We start from the raw sequence: 23,237 nt of genomic DNA on the forward strand, positions 1-23,237 counted from the left end.
CCGACACGCTGGACGGTATGAAGAACGACACCGCGACCCGGCCCGAGGACTCCCTCGACAGGACGGCGCGCAACGCGCGCGAAGCGGGCGACCACCTGCGCCGCATGCTCGACTTCGTGAAGGTCGTGCACCAGGCGAAGCGCGAGCGCGAGCAGGCGCACGCGCCGTCGCCCCGCAGCTAGTCGACGATCGGTCCCGGCGGTCCGGCCGCCGGGGCCGCCTCAGAAGCGCAGCGTCAGCTGCGCGACCACCAGCTGCTCGCCCTGCTGGAGCGGGCCGTTCTGGTGATTGAAGGCGTATTGGAGCTTGGCCTGGAAGTACCGTCCGGCGCGCCACCCGATGCCGGTGTCCATCCGCCACGTGTCGCGGTCCCAGGCCACCTCCTCGCCGCGTGACGGCTGGACCTTGGCGAACCACTCCTGGTTCCAGCGCAGCGCGAGCCAGACGCCGTGGGGCAGCTTCCAGCGGCCCTCGACGTACCAGGCCATGACGTCGGCATCGATCGAGGTCGCCGGGCGGCGGCTGACGGCGTTCAGGATCGGCACCTCGAAGCGCGAGAAGTAGAGCTCGCTCCACAGCTCGAGCTTGCGCCACGCCCAGCGCGCGTCGGCGCCGGCGAGGATCTGGCGGAAGTCGCGCGTGCGCTGGCCCTGCGCGAGCTGCGTCGCCTCGCGCAGGTAGGGTCCGGAGCTCGCCGAGAGCCCGAGCGCCCACGCCGCGCTCGGCGACCAGCCGAGGTGCCCGGTCACCGTCGGCTCGCGCCAGCCGCGATCGACGGGGTTCCACTCGTACGGTCGCGACGCGGGCGCCGCGTTCTTCACTTCGAGCGCCCAGTCGACGCGGTCGATGCGCCCGAACGCCGATGCGCCCGCGGCGTAGTTCGGGCCCCAGATGATCGGCACCCACGCGGGCTTGTTGTCCGGCAGGTCGCGCCGTGCGACCAGCTCCTCGGTGCTGTTCGGTGCGACGCCGTCGGTGACGCCGGTGATGCGCTCGTAGGGCAGGGGCGCGGTGACGAGTGGGTTGTCCCATGAGAGATGACGTCCGACCCAGTTGCCGATCGCGGTGGCGAACTTCCCGACCTGCAGGTGCAGCCGCGTGGGCCCGAGCGGGCTCCAGCGTACGAGGTACTCGTCGGCGCGTGCCTCGGCGCCGTGCACCTCGCGCGGATCGAAGCCGCGGTCGACGCGCGCCTGCACGAAGGCGTAGAGCCGCCTGCCGGCGTGCGCGTCGAGAAAGAGCGTCAGGCGCGGGTTCGCGAAGCTGGCGCCGTCGCCGAAGACGATGCCGGGCGGGCGTTGATCGACGTACCAGCCCTCGAGGTCGGCGAGCCCGCTGACGGCGGCGCGGAAGCGGCCGTCCGCCGTCGACAGCGTCAGGCGCTCGCCCAGGCGGTCCAGCACGGCGTCGGGGTCGAACGCGGCCGCCGGCGCAGCGGCGACGAGGCAGGCGAGCACGGCGAGCGCGCGCCTCACGGCGTCACCACCGCCGCGTCGTCGCACGCGGCCAGGCGGAACGCCGCCACCGGTGCGGCGAAGCCCTTCAGCGCGAGCGGTGCCAGCGGCTCGACCCGCGCCCCCGAAGCGGCCTGCATGCGGGTGGCGTCGTCGAGCAGCACCTCGCCCGGGCGCGCCTGGGCGGCGAGGCGCGCGGCCAGGAGCACGGCGTCGCCGAGGACGGTGTACTCGAGCCGCTCGGCCGCGCCGACGCAGCCGGCGACGACGGGGCCGCTGGCGACGCCGATGCCGATCGGCATCGGCGTGCCCGTGGCGGCGTCGAGGCGCGCCCGCTCGGCCTGCATCGCCTGCGCGGCGCGGAGCGCGCGGCGAGCGTCGTCGCCATGCGGCCGCGGCGCGCCGAAGAGCGCCATGACGGCGTCGCCGATGAACTTGTCGACCACGCCGCCGTGGGTATGCACGACGTGCGTGAGCGCCGTCATGTGGGCGTTCAGCAGCTCGACCAGGCGCGCCGGCGCCATCCCCATGGTGCGGCCGGTGAAGCCGCGGATGTCGCAGAAGAGGATCGTCACCTCGCGCACCTCGCCGCCGAGCGCGGTGCCGCCGCGCAGCAGCTCGTCGGCCACCGCCGCATCCGCGATCACGTCGAGCACGCGCCGGTAGCGCTCCTTCAACGCGAGGCCCGCCGCCATCTCGTTGAACGCCTCGCCCAGGCGGCCGACCTCGTCGCGCGTGCGCACCGCCACCCGCACGTCGAGGTCGCCGCCACGGATGCGACGGGCGGCGGCGGCGAGGGCGTCGATCGGCCGGCCGAGCCCGCGCGCGAGCCCGAGGCTCAGCACGAAGCCCACGAGGAGCGCGGCGCCCCCGAGCCCGAGGATGCGCCGCCGCAGCTGCGCCTCGGCTGCTTCGGCCGGAGCGAGGGAGGCGAGCCCGACGTCGTAGGCCGGCGGGAAGGGCGCCTCGGGATGCAGCGGGGCGACCAGCAGGCGATGCGCGACGCCGCCGAGCGCGAGCGTGTCGGCGCCGCCGGCGTCGGCGACGAGCGTTTCGGTGGCGGCCTGGACGGCGGGACGCCACGCGGGCGGCAGGCCGGGTGCGAAGAGGCGGCCGCCGGCGAAGACGGCGGCCCGCAACGCAACCTCGCCGCCGCTCTCGAAGCTCGCGGGAAAGCCGATCGCCAGGGCGCCGAGACGCTTGCCGCCGACCGGGTCGCGCACCGGTGTGACCACCACCTCGTCGAGCACGGCCCCGTCTCCGCGACCGCGGACGAGGATGCCCGCGGTCTGGCGGCCGTCGGCGAGCGCCGCGGCACGGGCGAGGGCGAAGGCGGCGTCGTCGGCGGCGGCGAGCGTGCCGGCGCGCGGGTCGAGCGTCGGCAGCAGCGCGCCGCGGGCGTCGAGCAGGCGGAAGAAGCTCACCGGGCGTGCGGCGGCGCCGGCCGGTGGGCGCAGGACGTCGCGCAACTCGTCGATGGCGATCTCGTAGACGAGCGGCGGGTCGTTCTCGCCGAGCGCGGCGACGAGACGCACCGAGCGCGCCAGCTCGAGGCAGCGCGTCCGCACGGCGGCGAGGCGCGCGTCCTCGAGCGCGGCGACGAGGCGCACGTCGCGCCGGAACCCGTCCTGGAAGAGGTCGCGATAGGCCGACTGCACGCTGCGCTGTGCGGCGAGGAGCGCGGCGCCGGTGACGACGACGGTGCCGACGAGCGTGCCGAGCAGCAGCTTCAGGCGGAAGCCGAGGACGGGCACGCGTCGTGGCCTCAGGGGGCGGCGAAGTCGAGGCGTGTCGTGCCGGTGGCGGACACCTCGACGGTGGCGGTGCGCCGAGCGTCGTCGCCGGCCCAGACGTGCACCGTGTGCGGGCCGGGCGGCAGACCGTCGAGCCGGTAGCGGCCTGCGGCGTCGCTGCGCGTGAACCACGGCGTGTCGACGACGACGATGGTGCCGCGCATGTGCTCGTGGATCTCGCAGAACAGCTGCACCACGCCCGGCTCGTCGAAGGTCACCGTCGCCGGCGTTTCGTCGCGTGCGTAGCGACCGAGATCGAAGCGCTTCGGCTTCGAGTACGAGAAGACGCTGTGGTACTCCTCGTCACGGTTCGGAAAGGCGACGCGGGTGCCGCGGCGCACGGCCAGCACGCCGGGCGCGAACTGATAGTGCTCCTGCGCGAGCGTCGCCTCGGCCGCGGCGGGCGCGTCGGCCGGCGCCTCGACCCAGATCACCGCGACCGGCGGATCGGGCGCGCCGACCTCGTAGGTGGCGGCGAGGGGGTAGCGCGGCTTGTCGACGGGAGGCTGCGCGGGCCGCAGCGCGACGGTGCCCTCGATGCCGGCCGCCGCCACGGCGGTCGCCGCGAGCATCACGACGAGCACCGCCGGCGCCTGGGTCATGCTCCCACGAGCCGCGGCGTGCGGTCCTCGACGGGCGGCTCCCAGGCGTCGGGGTCGGCGTCGACCTGTGCGCCGCTGCGAATGTCGCGCACGCCGTGGGCGGCGCCGGGCTCCATGGGCGGGAACCACACGAACGGGATGCCGCGCTGCTCGGCCTGGCGAATCTGCTTTCCGAGCTTGATCGGCCGGTCGAAGACCTCGCAGGCGATGTCGCGCGCGCGCAGCCGGCGCGCGACCTGCTGCGACACGTCGCGGGTCTCGTCGGAGACCAGCGCGACCAGCACGCAGCTCGGGGTGGCGCGGTCGGCGTGCAGCAGCTGCTTCGCGAACAGCCGGCCGACGAGGCGCGTGACGCCGATCGACACGCCGACGCCGGGCATCGTGGCGTCGACGCCCATGCCCGAGGCGAGATCGTCGTAGCGGCCGCCCGAGCACACCGAGCCGAGCTGCTCGTGGCCGACGAGCTGCCCCTCGCAGACCATGCCGGTGTAGTAGTCGAGGCCGCGCGCGATGCGCAGGTCGGCGACCAGACGGCCCTCCGGCAGGTCGGCGCTCGCCGCGAGGATCGCGCCGAGGTCGGCGAGGCCGGCGTCGATGAGCGGGTGGGCGAGGCCCAGGGCGCGGAGCCCGGCGGCAACCGCCGGGGCGTCGCCGCGGATGCGGGCGAGCGCGAGGCAGCGCTCGGCGACGGCGTCCGTCAGTCCGAGGCTCGCCGTCAGCAGCTCGCGAACGCCGCGCTCGCCGATCTTGTCGAGCTTGTCGGCAGCGCGCAGGACGTCGGTCACCGCCTCGATCCCCATCGCCCGGTAGGCGCCTTCGAGCAGCTTGCGGTGGTTCACGAGCAGGCGGACCGGGGGGATGGGGAGGGCGGCGAGAACCTCGGCGAGCAGGCGGATCAGCTCGGCGTCGTGGTGGATGCCGAGCCGGCCGTCGCCGATGACGTCGACGTCGGCCTGGGTGAACTCGCGGTAGCGGCCCTCCTGGGGACGCTCGCCGCGCCACGCCTTCTGGATCTGATAGCGGCGGATCGGGAAGGTCAGCTGGCCGCGGTGCTGGGCGACGTAGCGGGCGAAGGGCACGGTCAGATCGAAGTGCAGCCCGAGGTCGGTGTCCTCGCCGGGCTCGGCGTGGAGGCGGCGGAGGACGTACACCTCCTTGTCCGTCTCCCCCTTGGCGAGCAGCACCTTCAGCGGCTCGACGGCGCGGGTCTCGATCGAGACGAAGCCGGCGAGCTCGAACCGATGCCGGATCCGGTCGAGGAGCAGCTGCTCCGCCAGCCGCTGCGCGGGCAGCCACTCGGGAAAGCCGCTCAGCGGCGGGATCGGCTCGGCCATGGGGTGCGATACTAGTCGAAGGCCGCGGGGGGCGCGAAACGCCGCCGCGCAGGCGCCCAGGCAAAGGCATGCAGCGGTGCACGCGGCCCGTACCTTCGTCTTGCAGGAGCGCCACCAATTTTCCTTGACGGCACGAACTTGCGACGTGCTAGTGTTCGCGCGCTCCGCACCGCCCGGTGCTCGACGACGTGACGTGTAGAGGAAAGCGAGGCTACGAGATCATGTCCCACCGCCGTTTTCGGCTTTTGCCCGCGCTCGCGGGCGCCCTCGGTCTCCTCGCCCTCCTCGGGGCAGCGAGCCCGGCCGCTGCGCAGTGCAACGCCACGCAGCTGTGTGCGCCGGGCGCCAACCCGTGCACCATCACCGCGGGGTGTACGGTGCCCGCCGGCGCCACCTTCGACATCCGCCCCCGGGCTCTCGTGATCCAGCAGGGCAAGACGCTCACCGTCGACAACGGCAGCGAGCCGCTCACCATCAAGGCCGACAGCATCCTCTTCGAGCCCGGGGCGAAGATCGTCGCCAAGGGCATCACGATGGGGGTCGGGCAGGGCGGTGCGGTGCGCCTCGAGGCAACGAAAACCCTCACCCTCCAGACCACGGGCGCCGGGACGGCGAGGATCGACGTCAACGGCAGTTTCACCGGTGGCGTCGTCGAGATGGTCGCCGGCGGCGACATCGACATCAACGCCACCATCGTCGCCAACACCGGCAGCCAGGACGGATTCGGCGGTCAGATCGACGTCGTCTCGAACGGCGGGGCGGTCACGGTTCGCAGCCTCCTCCAGGCCATGGGCGGTGGACGCGGTGAGAACGGCTCCTCGGGCGGCACGCTCAGCATCTTCGCGCAGAACGACATCGTGGTGACGTCCGCGGGACGCCTCGACGTCTCCAACGGCGACTGCATCTGCGACGTCACGCTCGATTCCGCCAACGGCAACGTCGACATCCAGTCCAACTCCGAGATGAACCTGAAGGCCGCGGGCGCCATCGGCGACGGCGGCTCGGTCAGCGTCTCGGCGGGCAAGAACGTCAACCTCGCCGGCAAGATCTTCGCGACGGCCCGTGGCAGCGGCGGCGACACCGGCTACGGCGGCGGCTTCGGCGGCGAGCTGGACGTCTTCGCGGGCGGCAACGTCACCATGTCGGGCACCACCCAGCTCGACGGCGCCTCGCCCGACGGCGATGGCGGCAGCGCCGACGTGCAGGCCATCGGCGCGGTCACGGTGTCGGGCGTCCTCCAGGCCCCGGTCACCGGCCAGGGCTCGGGCGGCGACGTCTTCATCGCCGCCGGCACCGACCTCACCGTCAGCAACAAGATCGACGTCAAGGCCGACGCCTCCGGCGGGACGGCGTCGATGTCCGCCGGTGGGCTGGCGACCATCTCCGGCACGGTCACCGCGAAGAGCGCGACCACCGGGTTCGCGGGCGGCGCGATCACGCTCACCGCGTGCACCATCAACGTCACCTCGACGGGTCTCCTCGAGGCCACCGGGCCCGGCGCCTTCCCGGCGGCGACGAACCTGCTCCAGGCCAGCAACACGATGACCATCTCCGGCAAGATCCTCGCCGGCGCGCTGAACCGTCTCGAGTGGAAGGTGGCGCCGCCGACGTTCGTCGGTGCGGCGTCCAACCGGGTGCCCACGCCGGTCGTGGCGCAGGCCCCCGAGCTGGAGTGCTGCGTGAACTGTCCGGTCGTGACCACCACGACCACGGTCCCGACGACGACCACCACCACGACCACGTCGTTGGCGACCACGACGACCAGCACGACGTCGACGACGCTGCCGCCGGTCACCACGACGACGCTCCCTGCCACCACGACCACGACGATCGTCACCACCACGACCACGAGCACCTCCACCACCTCGACGACGGCGCCGCCGGTGTGCGGCAACGGCATCGTCGAAGCGGGCGAGCAGTGCGACGGCGGGGCCTGCTGCAACGCGTGCAGCTTCCGTCCGAACACCTTCCCGTGCCGCCCGGCGGCGGGTGACTGCGATCTGGCCGAGACCTGCACGGGCAGCAGCGCCACGTGCCCGGCCGACGTGAAGTCGACCGCAACGTGCCGGCCGGCCGCCGGCGACTGCGACGTCGCCGAGAGCTGCAACGGCACGAGCAACACCTGCCCGGCGGACCAGTTCAAGCCGGTGGAGACGCCGTGCCGCGCCGCCGCGGGCGTCTGCGACGTCGCCGAGGCCTGCACCGGCACCAGCGCGACCTGCCCGGCCGACGCCAAGTCGACGGCTCCCTGCCGCCCGGCGGCGGGCGACTGCGACGTCGCCGAGGTCTGCAACGGGGTGAGCAACACGTGCCCCGCCGATCAGTTCAAGCCGGCGAGCACGCCGTGCCGCGCGGCGGCGGGCGTGTGCGACCTGGCCGAGACCTGCACGGGCAGCAGCGCCACGTGCCCGGCCGACGCCAAGTCGACCGCGCCGTGCCGCGAGGCCGCGGGCGAGTGCGACGTCGCCGAGACCTGCGACGGCGTCGGCAACGCGTGCCCGGCCGACGCCTTCGCCGAGAACGGAACCCTGTGCGGCGCGGGCGGTGATCTCTGCACGAGCGGCGGCACCTGTGAGAGCGGCGTCTGCGCCGGCGCGGGCCAGCCCGTCGTATGCCCCGCCTGCGAGTCGTGCGATCCGGGCACGGGCGACTGCGTCGCCGCGCCGCGACTGCTCTGCGCGACGCCGATCGAGGCGGGCAAGGCGCAGCTGTCCATCAAGGACAAGCCGGATCCGGCGAAGGATCAGCTCCAGTGGAAGTGGCTGAAGGGCGCCGCGACCCCGCTGGCGTCGTTCGGAAACCCGGTCGCGTCGACGTCCTACGCGCTGTGCGTCTTCGACCAGTCGGGCGGCACGCCGAGCGTCGTCTTCCGCGGCGACGTACCGGCGGGCGGTACCTGCGGCACCAAGCCGTGCTGGGCCGCGACCGGCACGAAGGGCTTCAAGTTCGCCAGCAAGACCGGCAACGCCGACGGCGTCATCGGCCTCACGCTGACGGCCGGGGTCGCCGGCAAGGCGAAGATCCAGTTCAAGGCGAAGGGCGCCAACCTGTCCTCGATCATGCCGGCGCCGCCGCTGCCGCTGCCGCTCCTCGTGCAGCTCCAGGCCGACAACGGCACGTGCTTCGAGGCCGCCTACTCGGCCGCCGGGCTCGCGAAGAACGTGCCCGGCGAGTTCAAGGGCAACAGCAAGTGACGGACGGCGCTCGCGGCCGGCGCCCCCGGGTTACCCCGGGCGCCGGCCGGGCGCGCGTCCGTCAGACCGTCACTTGTTGGGCTGCGGCGTCAGCCGCAGGTAGGGACGCAGCGCCGTCCAGCCCTTCGGGAACTTCGCCTTCGCATCGGCGTCGCTGACCGAGGGCACGATCACGCAGTCCTCGCCGTCCTTCCAATCGGCCGGGGTCGCGACCTGGTGGTCGTCGGTGAGCTGGAGCGAGTCGAGCACCCGCAGCAGCTCCTGGAAGTTGCGGCCGGTGCTGGCCGGGTAGGTGATCATCGCGCGGGCGCGCTTCTTCGGGTCGATGAAGAAGACCGAGCGCACGGTGAGGGTGTCGTTGGCCTCCGGATGGATCATGCCGTAGAGGCCCGCGACCTTGCGATCCGGGTCGGCGAGGATCGGGAAGTTCATCTTCGTCTTCTGGGTGTCCTCGATGTCGCCCACCCAGCCCTGGTGCGACTTCACGTCGTCGACGCTCACCGCGATCATCTTGCAGCGGCGCTTGTCGAACTCGCTCTTCAGCTTCGCGGCGGTGCCGAGCTCGGTCGTACACACGGGCGTGAAGTCCTTCGGGTGGGAGAAGAGGATGGCCCAGGTGTCGCCGATCCACTCGTGGAACTTGATGCGGCCGGCGGTGGAGTCCTGCTCGAAGTCGGGGACGGTGCTACCGATCTGGATCGCCATGGGACGCGCTCCTTTCGATGACTGCGATCTGCGACCGGTAGCCTCGGAGCCCGATCGGGTCAACGCCGGCGGGGCGTGCGGGCCGGGTCCGCGGACGGGCGTGCGTCCCGGGCCGCCATCGGGTAGCAGCAGAGCCGTGGGACGCACGCCCCGGGAGCTGTCGCCCGCCGACGCCGCCGCGCTCCTGCGGCCGCGCGACACCGTGGCCTGCGGCTTCGTGAGCGCGCAGCCGGTCGGCATCCTCGAGGCGCTCGGGGCGCGCGACGACCTGGTCGACGTCGTCCTCTTCACCGGCCTCCTCGGCGCGCCGTACGCCTTCCTGCAGCGGCCGGGCGTGCGCGTCCTGAGCGGCTTCTTCGGTCCCGTCGAGCGCATGGCGCGGGCGGCGGGCGCGGCGGTCGAGTACCTGGCCGCCGACTTCCACGGCCTCGAGCGTCTGGCGCTGCGGCTGCGTCCGCGCGTGGTCCTCGCCGTGACGACGCCGCCCGACGCCGGTGGATGGCTGTCGTTCGGAGCCCATGCGGGCGCCAGCACCACGGCGTTCTGCGAGGCGGCGCGCGATCCCGACCGGCTCGCCGTGGCCGAGCTGAACGCACACATGCCGCGCGTGGCCGGGCTGCCCGAGCACGGCGACAACCGCATCCACGTCTCGGAGGTCGACGCCGTGGTGCGCCACGACGCGCCCCTCTTCGCGCTGCCGCCGACGAGCGCCAGCCCCGAGGAGCACGCGATCGCCGCCGAGGTGGCCGCGCACGTGGCGCCGGGCTCGACGCTCCAGTTCGGCATCGGCGCGATCCCGGACGAGATCGCCTCCCTGCTCGCGTCCGGGCCGCTGGACGACCTCGGCGTCCACACGGAGATGCTCTCGGACGGCGTCATGGACCTGCATCGGGCGGGCAAGGTGACCAACCGCAAGGGGCTCTACGACGGCGTCAGCATCGCCACCTTCGCGCTCGGCACGAGCGCGCTCTACGCCTGGCTCGACGGCAACCCCGACGTCCGCATGCTGCCGGTCGGCGCGGTCAACGACCCGGCGCTGATGCGCCGGCTGCGCCGCTTCGTGAGCGTCAACGGGGCGCTCGCCGTCGATCTGCGCGGGCAGGTCGCCGCCGACCACGTCGGCGGGCGGCAATACTCGGGCGTGGGCGGGCACGAGTCGTTCGTGCTCGGCGCCGCGGAGGCCCCGGGCGGGCAGAGCTTCATCTGCCTGCGCTCGACGGCGACGGTCCACGGCGAGCGCGTCTCCACGATCGTGCCCCGGCTCGGCGCCGACACGACGGTCACCACGCCGCGCCACCACGTCCAGTGGGTCGTCACCGAGCACGGCGCCGTCGACCTCTCGGTGCTGGGCGATCGCGCGCGCGCCGAGGCGCTGATCCGCGTCGCCCATCCGGACTTCCGCGACGAGCTGCGGGCGGCGATCGGGTAGGGCGGGTGCGGCGTCTCGTCCTCGTGCTGGCGCTCGTCGCCACGGCGGGCGCCGCATCGCTCGCCTCGGCCGGATGCCGGCTGTGCGGCGGCTCGCCGCAGGCGGTCGATCCGGCGGGACGTCCGCGCTCGTCGGACGGCCCGCTCGCAGAGGTGACCTTCCTCGTCGAGCACCGGGACCGCATCTGGCGCTCGGTCAGCACGATCCCGGAGGGCGTCGAGGTCGCGACCGGCTCGCCGGACGCGAAGGTCGCGGACCTCCTGCGCCGGCAGATCCAGGCCAACGCCATCCGTCTGAAGGAAGGGCGGCCGAACGAGGTGCCCGACCCGCTGGTGACGGAGCTCTACCGCAACGGCCCCAAGGTCGTGGTCGAGATGCGGGTGACCGACGACGGCATGCGCCTGCGCGCGACGTCGAGCGACCCCTGGGTCGTGAAGCTGATCCAGGCCCACGCCGAGGTCGTCGACCGCTGCCTCGTCGTCGGGTGGGACGAGGTGCACCGGGCGCACCCGCTGCCGCCGCGCGATCCCTGAGCGCGCCGCCGGGCGTTTCGCGGTCAGCGCTTCTTCTTCGACGGCGGAACCCGCAGCACGAGGACGGGGGCGGGGGCGTGGCGGATCACCTTCTCCGCGACGCTGCCCATGAAGAGGTGGGCGAGACCGGTGCGGCCGTGGGTCGCCATGACGACGCAGTCGGCGCGTCGTGCGGCGTCGAGGATGCGCTCGGCGGCGTTGCCGATCTCGACCCGGACGGTGGCCGGCGGTCCGTCCGTGCCGATGACCTTGGCGACCGCCGACTCGAGCCGCTTGCGCAGCTCGGGTACGAACGTGGCCGGAGCGGGCATGCTGTCGGCCGCCAGCCCGAGCGGCAGGTCGGTCGGGACGTAGAACGGCACCACGACGTGCAACACCGTGAGCCGGCCGCCGTGATCGGCCGCGAGCTGCGCGGCTTCGCGCAGGGCGCGCGTCGCGGCGTCGGAGAAATCGTGCGGAACCAGGATGCGCCGGAAGAGTCGGGAAGCCATGGCCGCTCGTTCGCACGGATGCACGCACCCCGCAAGGGTGGTGCCGGTGCGGGTCCGACGGCCGAGCGAGCCTGCTGACATGCATGAATGCGTGCAAGTGCTCCGCCGCCTACGAAGGCGTGAATGTCGTCTGTGCCGACGTTGACAGCGGACCGTGACGATGCGACTCCCCACCAACCACGATGGCGGGAGCGGACGGCGACGGCGAAGGTACGACGACGCCCGGAGAGGTCGATTGGTCGCAGTGGATGCGGGATCTCGGCCGGAGCGTCCGCCGTATGCGGGAGATGCTCGGCCTCACGCAGGACCAGCTCGGCCGCATCGCGGGGGTGAGCCAGGGCGCGGTGAGCCGGCTCGAGATGGGCGTCGGACTCGCGACGCCGTTCCTGGTGGTGGTGAAGGTGCAGCGGGCGCTCCAGCGGCTGCTCGGTCGCATCGACGCGGCCATGCTCTCCGACGAGGCGCGCCGGCTGCTCGCCGACGACTCCCAGGTCGCTCACCTCGCCCGGGAAGGGGTTCCGCCGGACTTCCCGCTCTTCGGCGACCCCGGCCTCGAGGAGCTGGTGCGGACCTACCAGGGGCTCTCCCCGGCGCGGCGCGAGCAGTTTCTCGCCGTCGTGCGCGCGGCCGCGCTGGCCTTCCGCGACACCTCGAGCCTTCTCCCGCCCTCGACGCGCGGGCGCGCCTGAGCCTGCGTGACGCGCCGCACGGCGCGAATCGGCTTGACCGTCGGCGATGCGGGGCCGTAACCGACCCGCATGCGGGACGTCTGGACGGCGGCGGCGTGTCTCGTCGCGGCGCTGGTGCTGCCGGAGGCCGTGCGCGCGGTCGAGCCCGCCCGGGTGACGGTCGAGCCGAACGGCCGGGTGGTGCGGCTCACCACCGACGCGGTCCGCGCCGAGGTCGCGCGCGACCGCTTTCGGCTGCGCGTGCGCGACCGCGCCGGCCGCCGGGTGGTCGTACGCGAGGATGCGGGCGGCGGGCTGTTCTACGAGCGCGCCGCGGGCCGGTACGAGCTCGGCGCGGTGACCGACGTTGCGCTGGTCCCGGGCGGCGTCCGCCTGACCGTCGCCACCGACGAAGGCCGCACGGCGACGGTGACGCTGCGCTTCCGCAGCGCGCGTACGCTCGAGGTGGCGCTCGACCCGCCCGACCCCGCGAGCGTCGTCGCCATGGGCGAGCGCCTGCGCTCCCCGGTGGGCGAGGCGATCTACGGGCTCACGGAGCGCCTGCGCGACTCGCCGTCGATCGCGCCTGGCATCGTCGACATCCCGTTCGACGACATCGACCCGCCGGAGGTCGGCTCGCTCGACCGCCGCGGCGAGACGGTCGAGATGCGCATCCTGCCGACGTTCTCGGTGTACGCGCCGTTCTTCCAGACGTCCGGCGGATACGGGCTCTCGGTCGACGGCACCACCTTCGGCGCCTTCGACCTCGCGCAGGCGGCGCCGCGCACGCTCGCCTTCCGCTTCGAGACCGGTGCGCCGCCGGCGGGACGCCGGCTCGTGTTCCACGTCTTCGTCGGGCCCGAGCACGCGACCATCCTCGACGAGTACACCGCGCTGCACGGCCGGCCGTTCGTGCCGCCGGACTGGGCCTTCCTGCACTGGCGCTGGCGGGGGGAGCTGGCCGTCGGCCCGACGGCCCAGCTCGACGGCAGCGCCGTCAACGCCCAGCTCGCCGAGGACGTCGCGATGTACGACCTGCTCGGCATCCCGCCGGGCGTCTACCTGTTCGACCGGCCGGTGCTGGTCGGCAACTTCGGCTTCGCGCGCTGGGAGTGGGACCCGGTGCGGCTGCCCAACGTCGACGCGACGCTCGCGGCGCTGCGGCGGCGCGGCTACCGCCTCGCCATCTGGAGCAGCACCTGGACGTGCGGCAGCGGGCCCGACGACAACGGCACCGCCGCGCAGCAGCAGGGCTTCCTCGCCCCGGGCTCGGTCGGCACGCCGCTCTGCGCCGACGTCGGCGGACGCAGCTTCATCCTCGACGTGACCAACCCGGCGGCGCGCGCCTGGTGGCGCGACCGCGTCGCGGCCTTCATGCGCGCGTGGGGCATCCAGGCGATCAAGCTCGACCGCGGCGAGGAGCACATCCCGTCCGCCGCCGGCGACGTCTGGTTCGACGGGCGCACCGGGCGCGAGGTGCGCAACGACTACCCGCGCCTGCAGGCGCAGCTGCACCACGACGCGCTCGCGCAGGCGTTCCCGGACGGCGACTTCCTCGTCCTCTCGCGGCCGAGCTACACCGGCACGTCGCAGTGGGCCGCGTTCTGGGGCGGCGACATCCCGGGCAGCACGAGGTTCGGCCTCGGACCCGGCACCGACCTCGGGCTGCGCAGCGCGATCATCAGCCAGCAGCGTGCGGCGTTCCTCGGCGTTCCGATCTGGGGCTCGGACACCGGCGGCTACTACGAGTTCAAGGATCGCGAGGTGTTCGCGCGCTGGCTCGCGTTCAGCGCCTTCTCGGGCATCATGGAGATCGGCGGCGACGGCAGCCACGCGCCCTGGGACATGCCGACCGAGCCGCGCTACGACCCCGAGCTGGTCGCGATCTACCAGCGCTACACACGTCTGCGCGCGACGCTAAAGCCGTACGTCGTCGCGGCCGCCGCCGCGGCGGCGACCGGCATGCCGATCGTGCGACCGATGCCCATGGTCGATCGCCGCGACCGCCGGCTGCGCGATCTGTGGGACCAGTATCTGTTCGGGCCCGACCTGCTGGTCGCGCCGGTGTGGCGGCGCGGGCAGACGCGCCGGGCCGTCTACCTGCCGCGCGGACGCTGGCGCGACTACTGGGACCGCAGCCGCGTCCACGAGGGCCGGCGCTGGATCGGCGTCGACGTGCCGCTCGACGCCATCCCGGTCTTCGTGCGCGACGGCGCCGAGGTGCCGGGGCCGTGAGCGACCGGCGCGCTTCCGGCCGGCCGGGCCCCGTGCTAGCCGGGGCACAGGAGGACGTGCCATGCGACTCGCTGCGATCGGGCTCGGGCTCGGGCTGACCCTCGGTCTCGCCGTGTCCGCCGACGCGCTCGTGCTGTGCGCACCGAAGAAGGGCGTCGGTGCGCTCAAGGTGCGCGACGCGTGCAAGAAGAAGGAGACCACGGTCGATCCGGCGTCGGTCGGTCTCGTCGGGCCGCAGGGCGTCCCCGGCCCGAAGGGCGACCAGGGCGAGGAGGGCGTCGCCGGGCCGCCGGGAGCGAGCGGCCCGCTCGCGGCCTATCAGATCGTCGAGTCGACGCAGACGGTGTTCGTCGACAACTCGGGCACGCCCTCCGGTCTCAGCGACGTGATCACGCTCGCGTGCCCGCCGGACAAGCACGTCGGCGGCGGCGGCGTGCGCATCTCCGACACCGACAAGGGCGCGCAGCGCGACATCCGCGTCGCGATGAGCCGCCCGGCGAGCGACGGCAGCGGCTGGGAGGCGCAGCTCTTCAACGCCAGCGTCTCCTTCGGGCTCAACGCCGACCTCCAGATGCGCGCCATCTGCGCCGCCACCGACACCCCGATCGTCCCGCCGCTCTGAACCGGAGGAATCCGATGACGCTCACCCACCTCGCCGCCGAGTCCGCCCCGGCCGACGTCGCCGCCGTCCTCGCCCGCGACGGCGCCGTCGTCGTCGACCACGTCGTCGCGCCGGCGGTGATGGACCGCGTGCACGCCGAGCTGGCGCCCTTCCTCGAGGCCACTGCGCCCGGCCCCGACGAGTTCTCCGGCCGCCGCACGCGGCGCACGGGGGCGCTCGTCGCGCGCTCGGCCGCGTGCCGCGAGCTGGTCATGCACCCGCTCGTCCTCGGCACCGCCGGCACGCTGCTCGGGCACGCGACGAGCTACCACCTGCACCTGACGCAGGTGATCGCGATCGGCCCCGGCGAGCCGGGCCAGATGATCCACCGCGACCAGTGGGCCTTCGACTTCTTCCCCTTCCCGAAGGGCTACGAGGTGCAGTGCAACACGATCTGGGCGATGAGCGACTTCACCGCCGCCAACGGCGCCACGCGTCTCGTGCCCGGCAGCACGCAGCTCGAGGACCGGCGCGACTTCACCGAGGCCGACACCGTCCCGGCCGAGATGGCGAAGGGCTCGGTGCTCTTCTACACCGGCAGCGTCTACCACGGCGGCGGCGCCAACCGCTCCGACCAGACGCGCTACGGCATCAACATCACGTACGCGCTCTCGTGGCTGCGCCAGGAGGAGAACCAGTACCTCTCGGTGCCGCACGACGTCGCGCGCACGCTGCCGACCGAGCTGCTTCGCCTCATGGGCTATGCGCGCGGCGCCTACGCGCTCGGCTACGTCGACGACCTGCGCGACCCGATCGAGGTGCTGCGCCCGGGCTCGGCGACGGGGCTCGGCGACCTCGACGCCGCCCTGCGCCGGCAGGAGAGCGTTCGGTAGTCGGGACGCGGTAGTATCGGTCTCGCCCCGCCCCTATACGTGCGGGCCATGGAGCCCCACGACCTTTCGTGCGACACCGCGGTCACGCGCCTCGCCGCCGCCCCGGGCTGGTACACCGCCGATCTCCCGAACGCGTGGGACTTCCGTACGCCGTCGGGCGGCGTCCTCATGACCGTCGCCATGCGCGCCATGCAGGCGGAGCTGGGAGAGCCGGACCTGGTCCCGCTGTCGGCGAACACGCACTTCTGCTCGCCGGTGCCGGCGGGGCCGCTCGAGATCCGCGTCGAGGTGCTGCGCCGGGGCAACGTCGCCGCGCAGGTCCGCTGCGCGCTCTCGTCGACGACCATGCCGGGCCCGGGCCTCGAGGTGAGCGCGACGTTCGGGCGCGCGCGCCCCGGCGTCGACGTGCTCGACGCCGAGTTCCCGCCCGTCGCGATGCCGGGCGACGGCATGCCGATCGTCCCCGGCGTGCGCGACTTCCGGCCGCGTTTCCTCGAGAACTTCGAATGCCGCCTCGCGCTCGGCTCGGCCTGGTGGACGCGCGAGTGGGCGGCGGGGCCGGCGCGCATGGGACGCTGGTTCCGCTACCACCTGCCGCCGCGGCTCGCCGACGGGCGCTTCGATCCGCTCGCCATCCCGCCCATCGCCGACACCATGCCGCCGGCGCTCGTGCAGCGCCTCGGACCCGACGCGCCGCCGTTCCACGCGCCGAGCCTCGATCTCACCGTCCACTTCCTCGAGGACACGCCGAGCGAGTGGCTGCTCACCTGGGTGCACGCGCGTCGGGCGCGCGCCGGCTGGGCCACGGCCGACTGCGAGATCTGGGACGACCGCAAGCGCCTCGTCGCCATCGCCACGCAGATGATGATGATCCGCCGTCGCCCGGAGGACGTCGCCGGCCCGAACTGGTAGCGGCGCGCGCCGGCCGTTCTTACAAACGGCCGCGCGCCGCCCAGACGGAGTAGCGCGAGATCGGGCGGTTGCGTCGCCCCGGCGGCTGGCATCGGGGTTGCTCCGCGACTCGCAAGGAGCGGCGGCCTCGTGCCGCCGGACACCCCATGCCGAGAGCCATCTGGAGCGGCCATCTCACCTTCGGTCTGGTTTCGATCCCGGTCGGCCTGCACGCTGCCGTGGAGAGCTCGCAAGAGGTCCACTTCCGGCTCCTGCACCGCAAGGACAAAGCGCCCATCCGCTACAAGAAGTTCTGCAGCAAGGAGGACACGGAGGTCCCGGCCGACGAGATCGTGCGCGGCTACGAGACCTCGAAGGGCCGCTGGGCCGTCGTCGAGAAGGAGGAGCTCGACGAGGTGCAGGCGGAGCTCGGCGAGGGCGAGCACACGATCGAGCTGCTCCAGTTCATCGCTGCCGACACGCTCGACCCCCTGCTGCTCGAGCGTCCATACTACCTCGGCGCCGAGCGCGGCGGCGACAAGGCATACGTGGTGCTGCGCGAGGCGCTCGCGGAGAGCGGCCGCGTCGGCGTCGCCCGTGTCTACCTGCGCACGCGGCCGCACCTGGCGGCGGTGCTGCCCGTCGGCGACGTGCTCGCGGTCGTGGCGCTGCGCGAGCCGGGCTCGCTGCGTACGCGCACGCCGTTCGCGCCCAGGCGCGCCACCGCACGGCCGAACGAGAAGAAGATGGCGAAGACGCTCATCGACGAGATGGGCGGCGACTTCGATCCGATGGCGCACCCGAACCGTTACCGCAAGGCGGTCGACGCGCTGGTGCGGGCGAAGCCGCAGTTCGTGCTCGGCGAGGCGGAGACCGCCGATGCCGGCACGCGCCGCAAGGGCGCCCCGGTCGTCGACCTCATGGAGGCACTGAAGCGCAGCCTCGCCGCGAGCGCGGGCGGGAAGCGCCGCCGGCGTGCGAGCGCAAGAGAGAAGGCGGCGTGAGCGCAGGACGGCACATCCGCTGGCGGCGCTGGGTCGTGCGCGGACTCGGCGCGCTGGTCGTCGTGGTGGCCCTCCTCGTCGTGGGGCTCCAGCTCGTCGACGAGCCGCTGCGGCGCGAGATGGAGCGGCGGCTGAACGCCGCCCTTACGGGGTACACGGTCACGATCCAGAACCTCGACCTGCAGCCGTTCGCGCTCGCGATCGAGCTCGAGGGCGTGACCGTCGTCCAGGACGCGCGCCCGTCGCCGCCCGTCGTCTACCTGCCGCGCTGGAAGACGAGCCTGCAGTGGAAGGCGCTGCTCTCCGGCGCCGTCGTCGCCGACGCCGAGTTCGACGCCCCGCGCCTGTACCTCACGCGCAGCCAAGCCGAAGCGGAGGCGGCGGACGACACGCCGGCGGCGGACCGGGGCTGGCAGGACGCGGTCACCTCCGTGCATCCGCTGAAGATCAACGAGGTCGTGGTGCGCGACGGCGCGCTCACCTACTGGGACGGCAAGCAGGATCCGGTGAAGCTCACCGACCTCGACCTCGACATCGACAACATCCGCAATGTGCGCTCGGCCGCGGGTCGGTACCCGTCGCCGGTGACGGCGAGCATGCGCGTGGCCGGCGGCCGGATCGCCTTCGACGGCCACGCCGATCTCCTCGCCAAGCCGGCTCCGGTGGCGCGCGGCGACCTGACGGCACGCGACGTCGGCCTTGCACCGCTGGCGCCGAGCGTGCGCCCGTTCGGTGTCGTGCTCGACGGCGGCAGGCTCGGCGCGGACGTCACGATCGAGTACGCGACGGCGAAGACGGTGGTCGACGTGCGGGACGTCACCGTCGACGGCGCGAAGGTCGACTACGTGCAGGCGACCGCCAAGGACGAGGAGCGGCTCGACGCCGCGAAGCGCGCCGCGACCGTCGCCGAGGCGGCGCCGCCGGTACAGATCGACGTGCAGCAGGCCCGCCTGCGCGGCGCGACGCTCGGCTTCGCCGATCACACCGTGGAGCCGCCGTTCCGCCTCTTCGTCGCGGGCACCGACGTCACGGTGAAGGGCTTCAGCAACCGGAAGTCCGACCGTAAGGGAACGGCGAGCCTGCGCGGGCGCTTCATGGACAGCGGGCCGCTGTCGATCGACGCCACCTTCGCGTCGGGTGCGAAGCGCCCCGAGTTCACGCTCGCGCTGCGCCTCGAGCGCGTCGATCTGGTGCGGCTGAACGACCTCCTGCGGGCGCGCGCCGACCTCGACGTGAACCGCGGCGAGATGTCCTTCTACACCGAGCTCGCGGTCCGCGACGGCCGCGTGGAAGGGTACGCGAAGCCGCTGTTCGCCGACCTCGACATCTACGACTCCGAGCAGGACGCGGACGACAGCATCTTCCAGAAGGCGTGGGAGGCGATGGCGGGAGCCGCCGCGACCGTGCTCCAGAACCGGCCGCGCGACGAGGTGGCGACGCGCGCCGACCTCTCCGGCCCGGTCGAGGATCCGAACGCGAGCACCTTCCAGATCGTCGTCGGCCTGCTCCGCAACGCCTTCTTCAACGCCATCCTGCCGGGTCTCGATCCCGAGCGACGGCAGGGCGATCGCGGCACGGGAGGCGCGTCGCACGGCTGAGAGAATTCGTTGCCGCAGCGGATCCGCGGTGCGACACCCCGCGGCCCGCAGATGGTCGCTCCCGCCCTCGCCCGCAGCAGGGCGCAGCCGTGCCCGCCGGGCAGCTTCGCGCTCGAGGTGACGACGACCACGACGACGCCGGCGACCACGAGCACCACCCTGGTCGCGGCGACGTCTCGACCAGCCGTACGCGGCGCTGCTCGCCATCGGCGAGGGCGAGATGAAGGCGCCGGATCCGAGCCACCCCGCCCACTTCTACGGCAGCCGCGTGCTGATCCGGCACGGGGTGCCGGACCCCGACGACTACGAGTACCTGGACCTCACCGTCACCTGGGACATCCGGCGGCGGTGGGTCAGGCCGTGCGGGGCGCCCCCCGGCGGCTCGGGTCGTCGGGCTGGTCGATGGCGTCGGTCCACAGCGCCGTCGCCGAGCGCCCCTCGGCCTGCGCCTGCTCCTCGAGGCTCGTGCGGACGTGGAGCAGGAGGTCGCCGAGGTGGTCGCGGGTGGCGTTGAGCGGAACGAGAAGGTCGCCGAGGGCCGCGCGGTCGCCGAGCGCGCCGGCGGCGTAGCGCTCGAGGACGTCGCTCTTCAGCGTCAGCACCTCCTGCTGGAGGTCGACGAGCGGCTCCAGCGCGAGCGTCGCGGACAGCTCGAGCTCGGTGAGCCGCCGCTCGACGTCGGCCATGCGCCGCAGGTGAGTGGCGAACTCCTCGTCGCGCGCCGCCTGGCGGCGCTGGCGCCACCACTGCCACAGGAAGATGCTGCCGCCCGCGATCGCCCCGAGGACGCTGAACGTGTTGCCGAGCGTGTCGACGGTGTTCTCGGTGATGAACGGCTTGTCGCGGCGCAGGTACTCGATGGTGCCGTCGTGGCGTGGAAGCCGCGAGGGGAGGGCGAGCAGGCTCGGATCGAGCGGCGGCTGTGCGAGCCGGGCGACGTCGGCGCTGAACAGCGTCTCGAGCACGAGCTCGACCGTCTCGGGCGGCACCGACTCGTGCGCGACGAGGTTCAGGCGCGCGCCGATCGTCGGCAGCGGCTCGGCCGGGACGGGCGGCTGGCGCCGGTAGGTGAACGCCGGGATGACCGTGCCGGTCACGTGCTGGCGCTCGACGCTGGGCGTGGCCGGTCCGGGCTCGCTCGCGGCGAGCACCGCGTTCAGGCGGAACGCCTCGGCGAACGGGAGCGGGATCAGGCGGTAGTCGAAGCCGCGCACCAGCTCGAGCGCGAGCTCCGAGGGCAGGGTCGCGAGCAGCACCGTCGCGTCGGGCAGGGCGGCACGGTCGCCCGCGGCGATGAGGCGCTCGAGGTCGCCGAGGTCGATGTTGCGCGGCACGTAGCCGCTCTCGCCCGGCGTCGCGCCGGCGAACGCCAGCACGGCGGTGGCGAGGCCGGCGGTCGTCGAGCCGGGCGCGCCGAGGTCGACGACGTGCCCGCGCAGCCCTGCGAACCCGCCGGCGACGTCGTCGGCGAGCTCGGCCTTCACGAGGAAATGCACCGCCTCCATGTAGAGCGGCGTGACCTCGCGTACGTGCGGCACCTTGCCGGCACGGTAGGCTTCGGAGACGAGCGCGAAGTCGACGCGGCCCGCGTCGACGGCGTCGAGCTGGGTGTGTGCCTCGGGCATCGCCACGAGGCGCGCGGCGACGCCGCGCGCCTCGAGCGCATGCAGGATGGTGCGCGCGACGAGGGCGCGCGTGGTCCCGAGCGGGCCGGCCGTCAACGTGATGCGATGCACCGGCGGGCGGCGGTTCGCGATCAGCGTCACGGCCGCGAGCGCCATCGCGCCCAGGCCGAGCAGGAGCAGCACCCAGCTGCGCCGACGTCGCTCCATCATCCACCTCCCGCGCCGCGGTCGCCTACCATAACCCGGCCAGCGACCATGGTCGGGGCGCTGGCGCTTAATGGCAAGAGGCCCGCGGGGGCCGGTGCTATCCGAGCGCCGTCACGGGCGTGGTCGCGACCGTGACCAACGGTCGACGCGCGCGACGCCCGGAGGGCACGCCGGTCTCGACCAGCAACGTATGGATCAGGCGAAAAGGAGAGTACGGATGCGACGAATCCTGGGAATGATGGCGGTGGTGGCGCTGGGTCTCGCGCTGGGCGTGGCGCAGGCCGAGGACAAGACGCCGGACGGCACCCTGAAGCTCGAAGGCGGCTCCATCGCGGCCGGCATCGGTCTCAGCTGGGGCAAGGGAACCCTTACCTACAAGGGCAAGGAGTACCCGGTCGAGGTGAAAGGGCTCTCCGTGGGCGACGTGGGCATCACCTCCATCGAGGCCTCCGGCAAGGTCTACAACCTCCAGAGCATCGGCGACTTCGACGGCAACTACACGGCCGTGGCCGCGGGCGCGACGGTGGCCGGCGGCGGCGCCATCAGCGCCATGCGCAACCAGGCGGGCGTGACGGTCGAGCTGGTGTCGACCACGCAGGGCATCAAGTTCGCCCTCGGGGGCGCCGGCGTCGACATGAAGATCAAGGAGTGAGGCGGTCGGCGATCCGGGCCTGCCGGCCCGGGTCGCCGACGGCGATCTCCCGCCTGCGTGCGCCGCGCCAACGCCCTTGGAGGGCCGCGACGCATGGTGTAGCAGAGCTCGGCGGTCCCCCGGTCGGATGTCCAGGGCGGGCCGCGAGCGGGGATCGAGCCTGTGCATGACGTGAGACCACGAGTCCCGGGCCAAACGCGGCGGCCGTCCTCTCGACGGCGCGACGGCGTCCCCGGCCGAGCGTCGTCGCGGTGAGCGGCGAAGCCCGGGCGTCCGCGCCCGATGCGTCCGCGTCGCTCGCCGCGACGCCCGATGCGCCCGCGGTGGTCGCCGGCATCCGCCGGCTCGCGGTCCCGGGCTTCGCCCTCGGGGTGGCGTTGTTCACGGCGCTCCTCGTGCACGAGGGCGTCGGCGAGGTGCTCGCCGCGCTCGCCGTCGGCGGCTGGGGGCTCGTCGGCGTGGCGCTGTTCCACGTGGCGCCGATGGCGGCCGACGCCGCCGGCTGGCGCGCCCTGCTCGCCGCACCCGATCGGCCCGGGTTGGGCACGATGTTCTTCGCCCGCTGGGTCGGCGAGTCCGTGAACGGGCTCCTGCCCGCGATGCAGATCGGCGGCAACGTCGCCAAGGCGCGCGTGCTCGTGCGCCGCGGCATGCCCGGGGCGACCGCGGGGGCGAGCGTGGTCGTCGACGTGACGCTGGTCATGGTGACGCAGATCGTCTTCACCGTCACCGGCCTCGTCCTTCTGCTGCTGCACGTCGGCGGGCGGACGATCGCGCCCACCGCAGCCGTCGGCCTCGGGCTCTCCGTGCTCGCGCTCGCGGGGTTCGTGCTGGCGCAGCGGCTCGGCGTCTTTGCGCGCGGCGCGCGCCTCTTGACCCGGGTCCGCGGCCCGAGCCCGCTCGCGGGCCTGGTCGACGACGCCGTGGCGCTCGACGGGCGCGTCGCCGGGCTCTATCGCGAGCGCGGGCGGGTGGTCGCGGCGGCGGCATGGCACCTCGCGAGCTGGGCCGTCGGCGTCGGCGAGGTGTGGCTGGCGCTGTGGCTCCTCGGCCACCCGGTCGACCTGCTCTCGGCGATCATCCTCGAGAGCCTGGCGCAGGCCATCCGCGGCGCCGCGTTCGCGGTGCCTGCGGCGCTCGGCGTGCAGGAGGGCGGCCTCCTGCTCCTCGGCGCCGCGCTCGGCATCGCGCCGGACACCGCGCTCGCGCTGTCGCTGACCAAGCGCGTGCGCGAGCTGACCCTCGGGCTGCCGGGGCTCGTCGCCTGGCAGCTGGACTGGACAGTGGATCGCCGCCGCGTCGGTGCGCGCTCGGCGTGATGGAGGATC

The 23,237-nt window shown here is 73.5% G+C and carries 20 protein-coding genes; 13 read left to right on the plus strand and 7 right to left on the minus strand.

Annotation, left to right across the window (positions count from 1 at the left end; all coding sequences use genetic code 11):
- Positions 1–17 precede the first annotated feature (17 nt).
- Positions 18–182, plus strand: coding sequence for a hypothetical protein (locus KIT14_12695; protein MCW5891392.1), 165 nt, complete (start codon positions 18–20; stop codon positions 180–182).
- A gap of 39 nt (positions 183–221) precedes the next feature.
- Here the strand turns inward: KIT14_12695 and KIT14_12700 are convergent, their stop codons facing one another.
- Genes KIT14_12700 through hisS form a run of 4 tightly spaced genes read right to left on the minus strand, consistent with a single transcriptional unit; the run spans position 222 to position 5,183 of the window.
- Positions 222–1,475 (minus strand): hypothetical protein, encoded by a 1,254-nt coding sequence (locus tag KIT14_12700; GenBank protein ID MCW5891393.1) that lies wholly within the window; start codon positions 1,473–1,475, stop codon positions 222–224.
- Complete coding sequence (locus KIT14_12705; GenBank protein ID MCW5891394.1) at positions 1,472–3,208, minus strand: HAMP domain-containing protein; 1,737 nt, start codon at positions 3,206–3,208, stop codon at positions 1,472–1,474. The genes KIT14_12700 and KIT14_12705 overlap by 4 nt, the downstream gene beginning before the upstream one ends.
- Positions 3,209–3,219: 11 nt before the next feature.
- Positions 3,220–3,849 carry a carboxypeptidase regulatory-like domain-containing protein gene (locus KIT14_12710; GenBank protein ID MCW5891395.1) on the minus strand — a complete coding sequence of 210 codons (630 nt, stop codon included), beginning with the start codon at positions 3,847–3,849 and terminating at the stop codon, positions 3,220–3,222.
- Positions 3,846–5,183 (minus strand): histidine--tRNA ligase, encoded by a 1,338-nt coding sequence (gene hisS / locus KIT14_12715; protein MCW5891396.1) that lies wholly within the window; start codon positions 5,181–5,183, stop codon positions 3,846–3,848. The genes KIT14_12710 and hisS overlap by 4 nt, the downstream gene beginning before the upstream one ends.
- Positions 5,184–5,404: 221 nt before the next feature.
- Here hisS and KIT14_12720 point away from each other — a divergent pair, with 221 nt between their 5' ends.
- Complete coding sequence (locus tag KIT14_12720) at positions 5,405–8,377, plus strand: hypothetical protein (protein ID MCW5891397.1); 2,973 nt, start codon at positions 5,405–5,407, stop codon at positions 8,375–8,377.
- 69 nt (positions 8,378–8,446) lie between these two features.
- Here KIT14_12720 and KIT14_12725 read toward each other — a convergent pair whose 3' ends face one another.
- Positions 8,447–9,082 (minus strand): peroxiredoxin, encoded by a 636-nt coding sequence (locus tag KIT14_12725; GenBank protein ID MCW5891398.1) that lies wholly within the window; start codon positions 9,080–9,082, stop codon positions 8,447–8,449.
- A 136-nt stretch (positions 9,083–9,218) separates the two neighbouring features.
- Here KIT14_12725 and KIT14_12730 point away from each other — a divergent pair, with 136 nt between their 5' ends.
- Both KIT14_12730 and KIT14_12735 read left to right on the plus strand, forming a co-directional pair.
- Complete coding sequence (locus KIT14_12730) at positions 9,219–10,511, plus strand: acetyl-CoA hydrolase/transferase family protein (protein ID MCW5891399.1); 1,293 nt, start codon at positions 9,219–9,221, stop codon at positions 10,509–10,511.
- Between the two features lie 5 nt (positions 10,512–10,516).
- Positions 10,517–11,044, plus strand: a complete 528-nt coding sequence (locus tag KIT14_12735) for a hypothetical protein (protein ID MCW5891400.1) — start codon at positions 10,517–10,519, stop codon at positions 11,042–11,044.
- Between the two features lie 23 nt (positions 11,045–11,067).
- On the opposite strand, the gene KIT14_12740 is transcribed toward KIT14_12735, so the two are convergent.
- Positions 11,068–11,535 carry a universal stress protein gene (locus KIT14_12740; protein ID MCW5891401.1) on the minus strand — a complete coding sequence of 156 codons (468 nt, stop codon included), beginning with the start codon at positions 11,533–11,535 and terminating at the stop codon, positions 11,068–11,070.
- 278 nt (positions 11,536–11,813) lie between these two features.
- Here KIT14_12740 and KIT14_12745 point away from each other — a divergent pair, with 278 nt between their 5' ends.
- The 7 genes from KIT14_12745 (at position 11,814) to KIT14_12775 (ending at position 19,425) form a co-directional block, all read left to right on the plus strand.
- Positions 11,814–12,224: a helix-turn-helix transcriptional regulator gene (locus KIT14_12745; GenBank protein ID MCW5891402.1), complete on the plus strand. Its 411-nt coding sequence runs from the start codon at positions 11,814–11,816 to the stop codon at positions 12,222–12,224.
- 69 nt (positions 12,225–12,293) lie between these two features.
- Positions 12,294–14,438 (plus strand): hypothetical protein, encoded by a 2,145-nt coding sequence (locus KIT14_12750; GenBank protein MCW5891403.1) that lies wholly within the window; start codon positions 12,294–12,296, stop codon positions 14,436–14,438.
- 61 nt (positions 14,439–14,499) lie between these two features.
- Positions 14,500–15,060: a hypothetical protein gene (locus KIT14_12755; protein ID MCW5891404.1), complete on the plus strand. Its 561-nt coding sequence runs from the start codon at positions 14,500–14,502 to the stop codon at positions 15,058–15,060.
- A gap of 14 nt (positions 15,061–15,074) precedes the next feature.
- On the plus strand, positions 15,075–15,932 hold the full coding sequence (locus KIT14_12760; GenBank protein ID MCW5891405.1) for a phytanoyl-CoA dioxygenase family protein: 858 nt from the start codon (positions 15,075–15,077) through the stop codon (positions 15,930–15,932).
- 48 nt (positions 15,933–15,980) lie between these two features.
- A complete protein-coding gene (locus tag KIT14_12765; protein MCW5891406.1) occupies positions 15,981–16,844 on the plus strand; it encodes a thioesterase family protein in 864 nt (287 codons plus the stop codon).
- 146 nt (positions 16,845–16,990) lie between these two features.
- Complete coding sequence (locus KIT14_12770; protein MCW5891407.1) at positions 16,991–17,827, plus strand: Ku protein; 837 nt, start codon at positions 16,991–16,993, stop codon at positions 17,825–17,827.
- Complete coding sequence (locus KIT14_12775; GenBank protein MCW5891408.1) at positions 17,824–19,425, plus strand: DUF748 domain-containing protein; 1,602 nt, start codon at positions 17,824–17,826, stop codon at positions 19,423–19,425. The genes KIT14_12770 and KIT14_12775 overlap by 4 nt, the downstream gene beginning before the upstream one ends.
- Positions 19,426–19,778: 353 nt before the next feature.
- Here the strand turns inward: KIT14_12775 and KIT14_12780 are convergent, their stop codons facing one another.
- Positions 19,779–21,260 (minus strand): hypothetical protein, encoded by a 1,482-nt coding sequence (locus tag KIT14_12780; GenBank protein ID MCW5891409.1) that lies wholly within the window; start codon positions 21,258–21,260, stop codon positions 19,779–19,781.
- 214 nt (positions 21,261–21,474) lie between these two features.
- Between KIT14_12780 and KIT14_12785 the strand changes: the two genes are divergently transcribed.
- A complete protein-coding gene (locus tag KIT14_12785; protein MCW5891410.1) occupies positions 21,475–21,909 on the plus strand; it encodes a DUF1134 domain-containing protein in 435 nt (144 codons plus the stop codon).
- Between the two features lie 251 nt (positions 21,910–22,160).
- The gene (locus tag KIT14_12790; GenBank protein MCW5891411.1) at positions 22,161–23,228 is read left to right on the plus strand and encodes a flippase-like domain-containing protein; all 1,068 of its coding nucleotides are present in this window, start codon (positions 22,161–22,163) and stop codon (positions 23,226–23,228) included.
- The last annotated feature ends 9 nt before the right edge of the window (positions 23,229–23,237 follow it).

Source organism: bacterium (assembly GCA_026129405.1).
Taxonomy (GTDB): Bacteria; Desulfobacterota; Binatia; order DP-6; family DP-6; genus JAHCID01.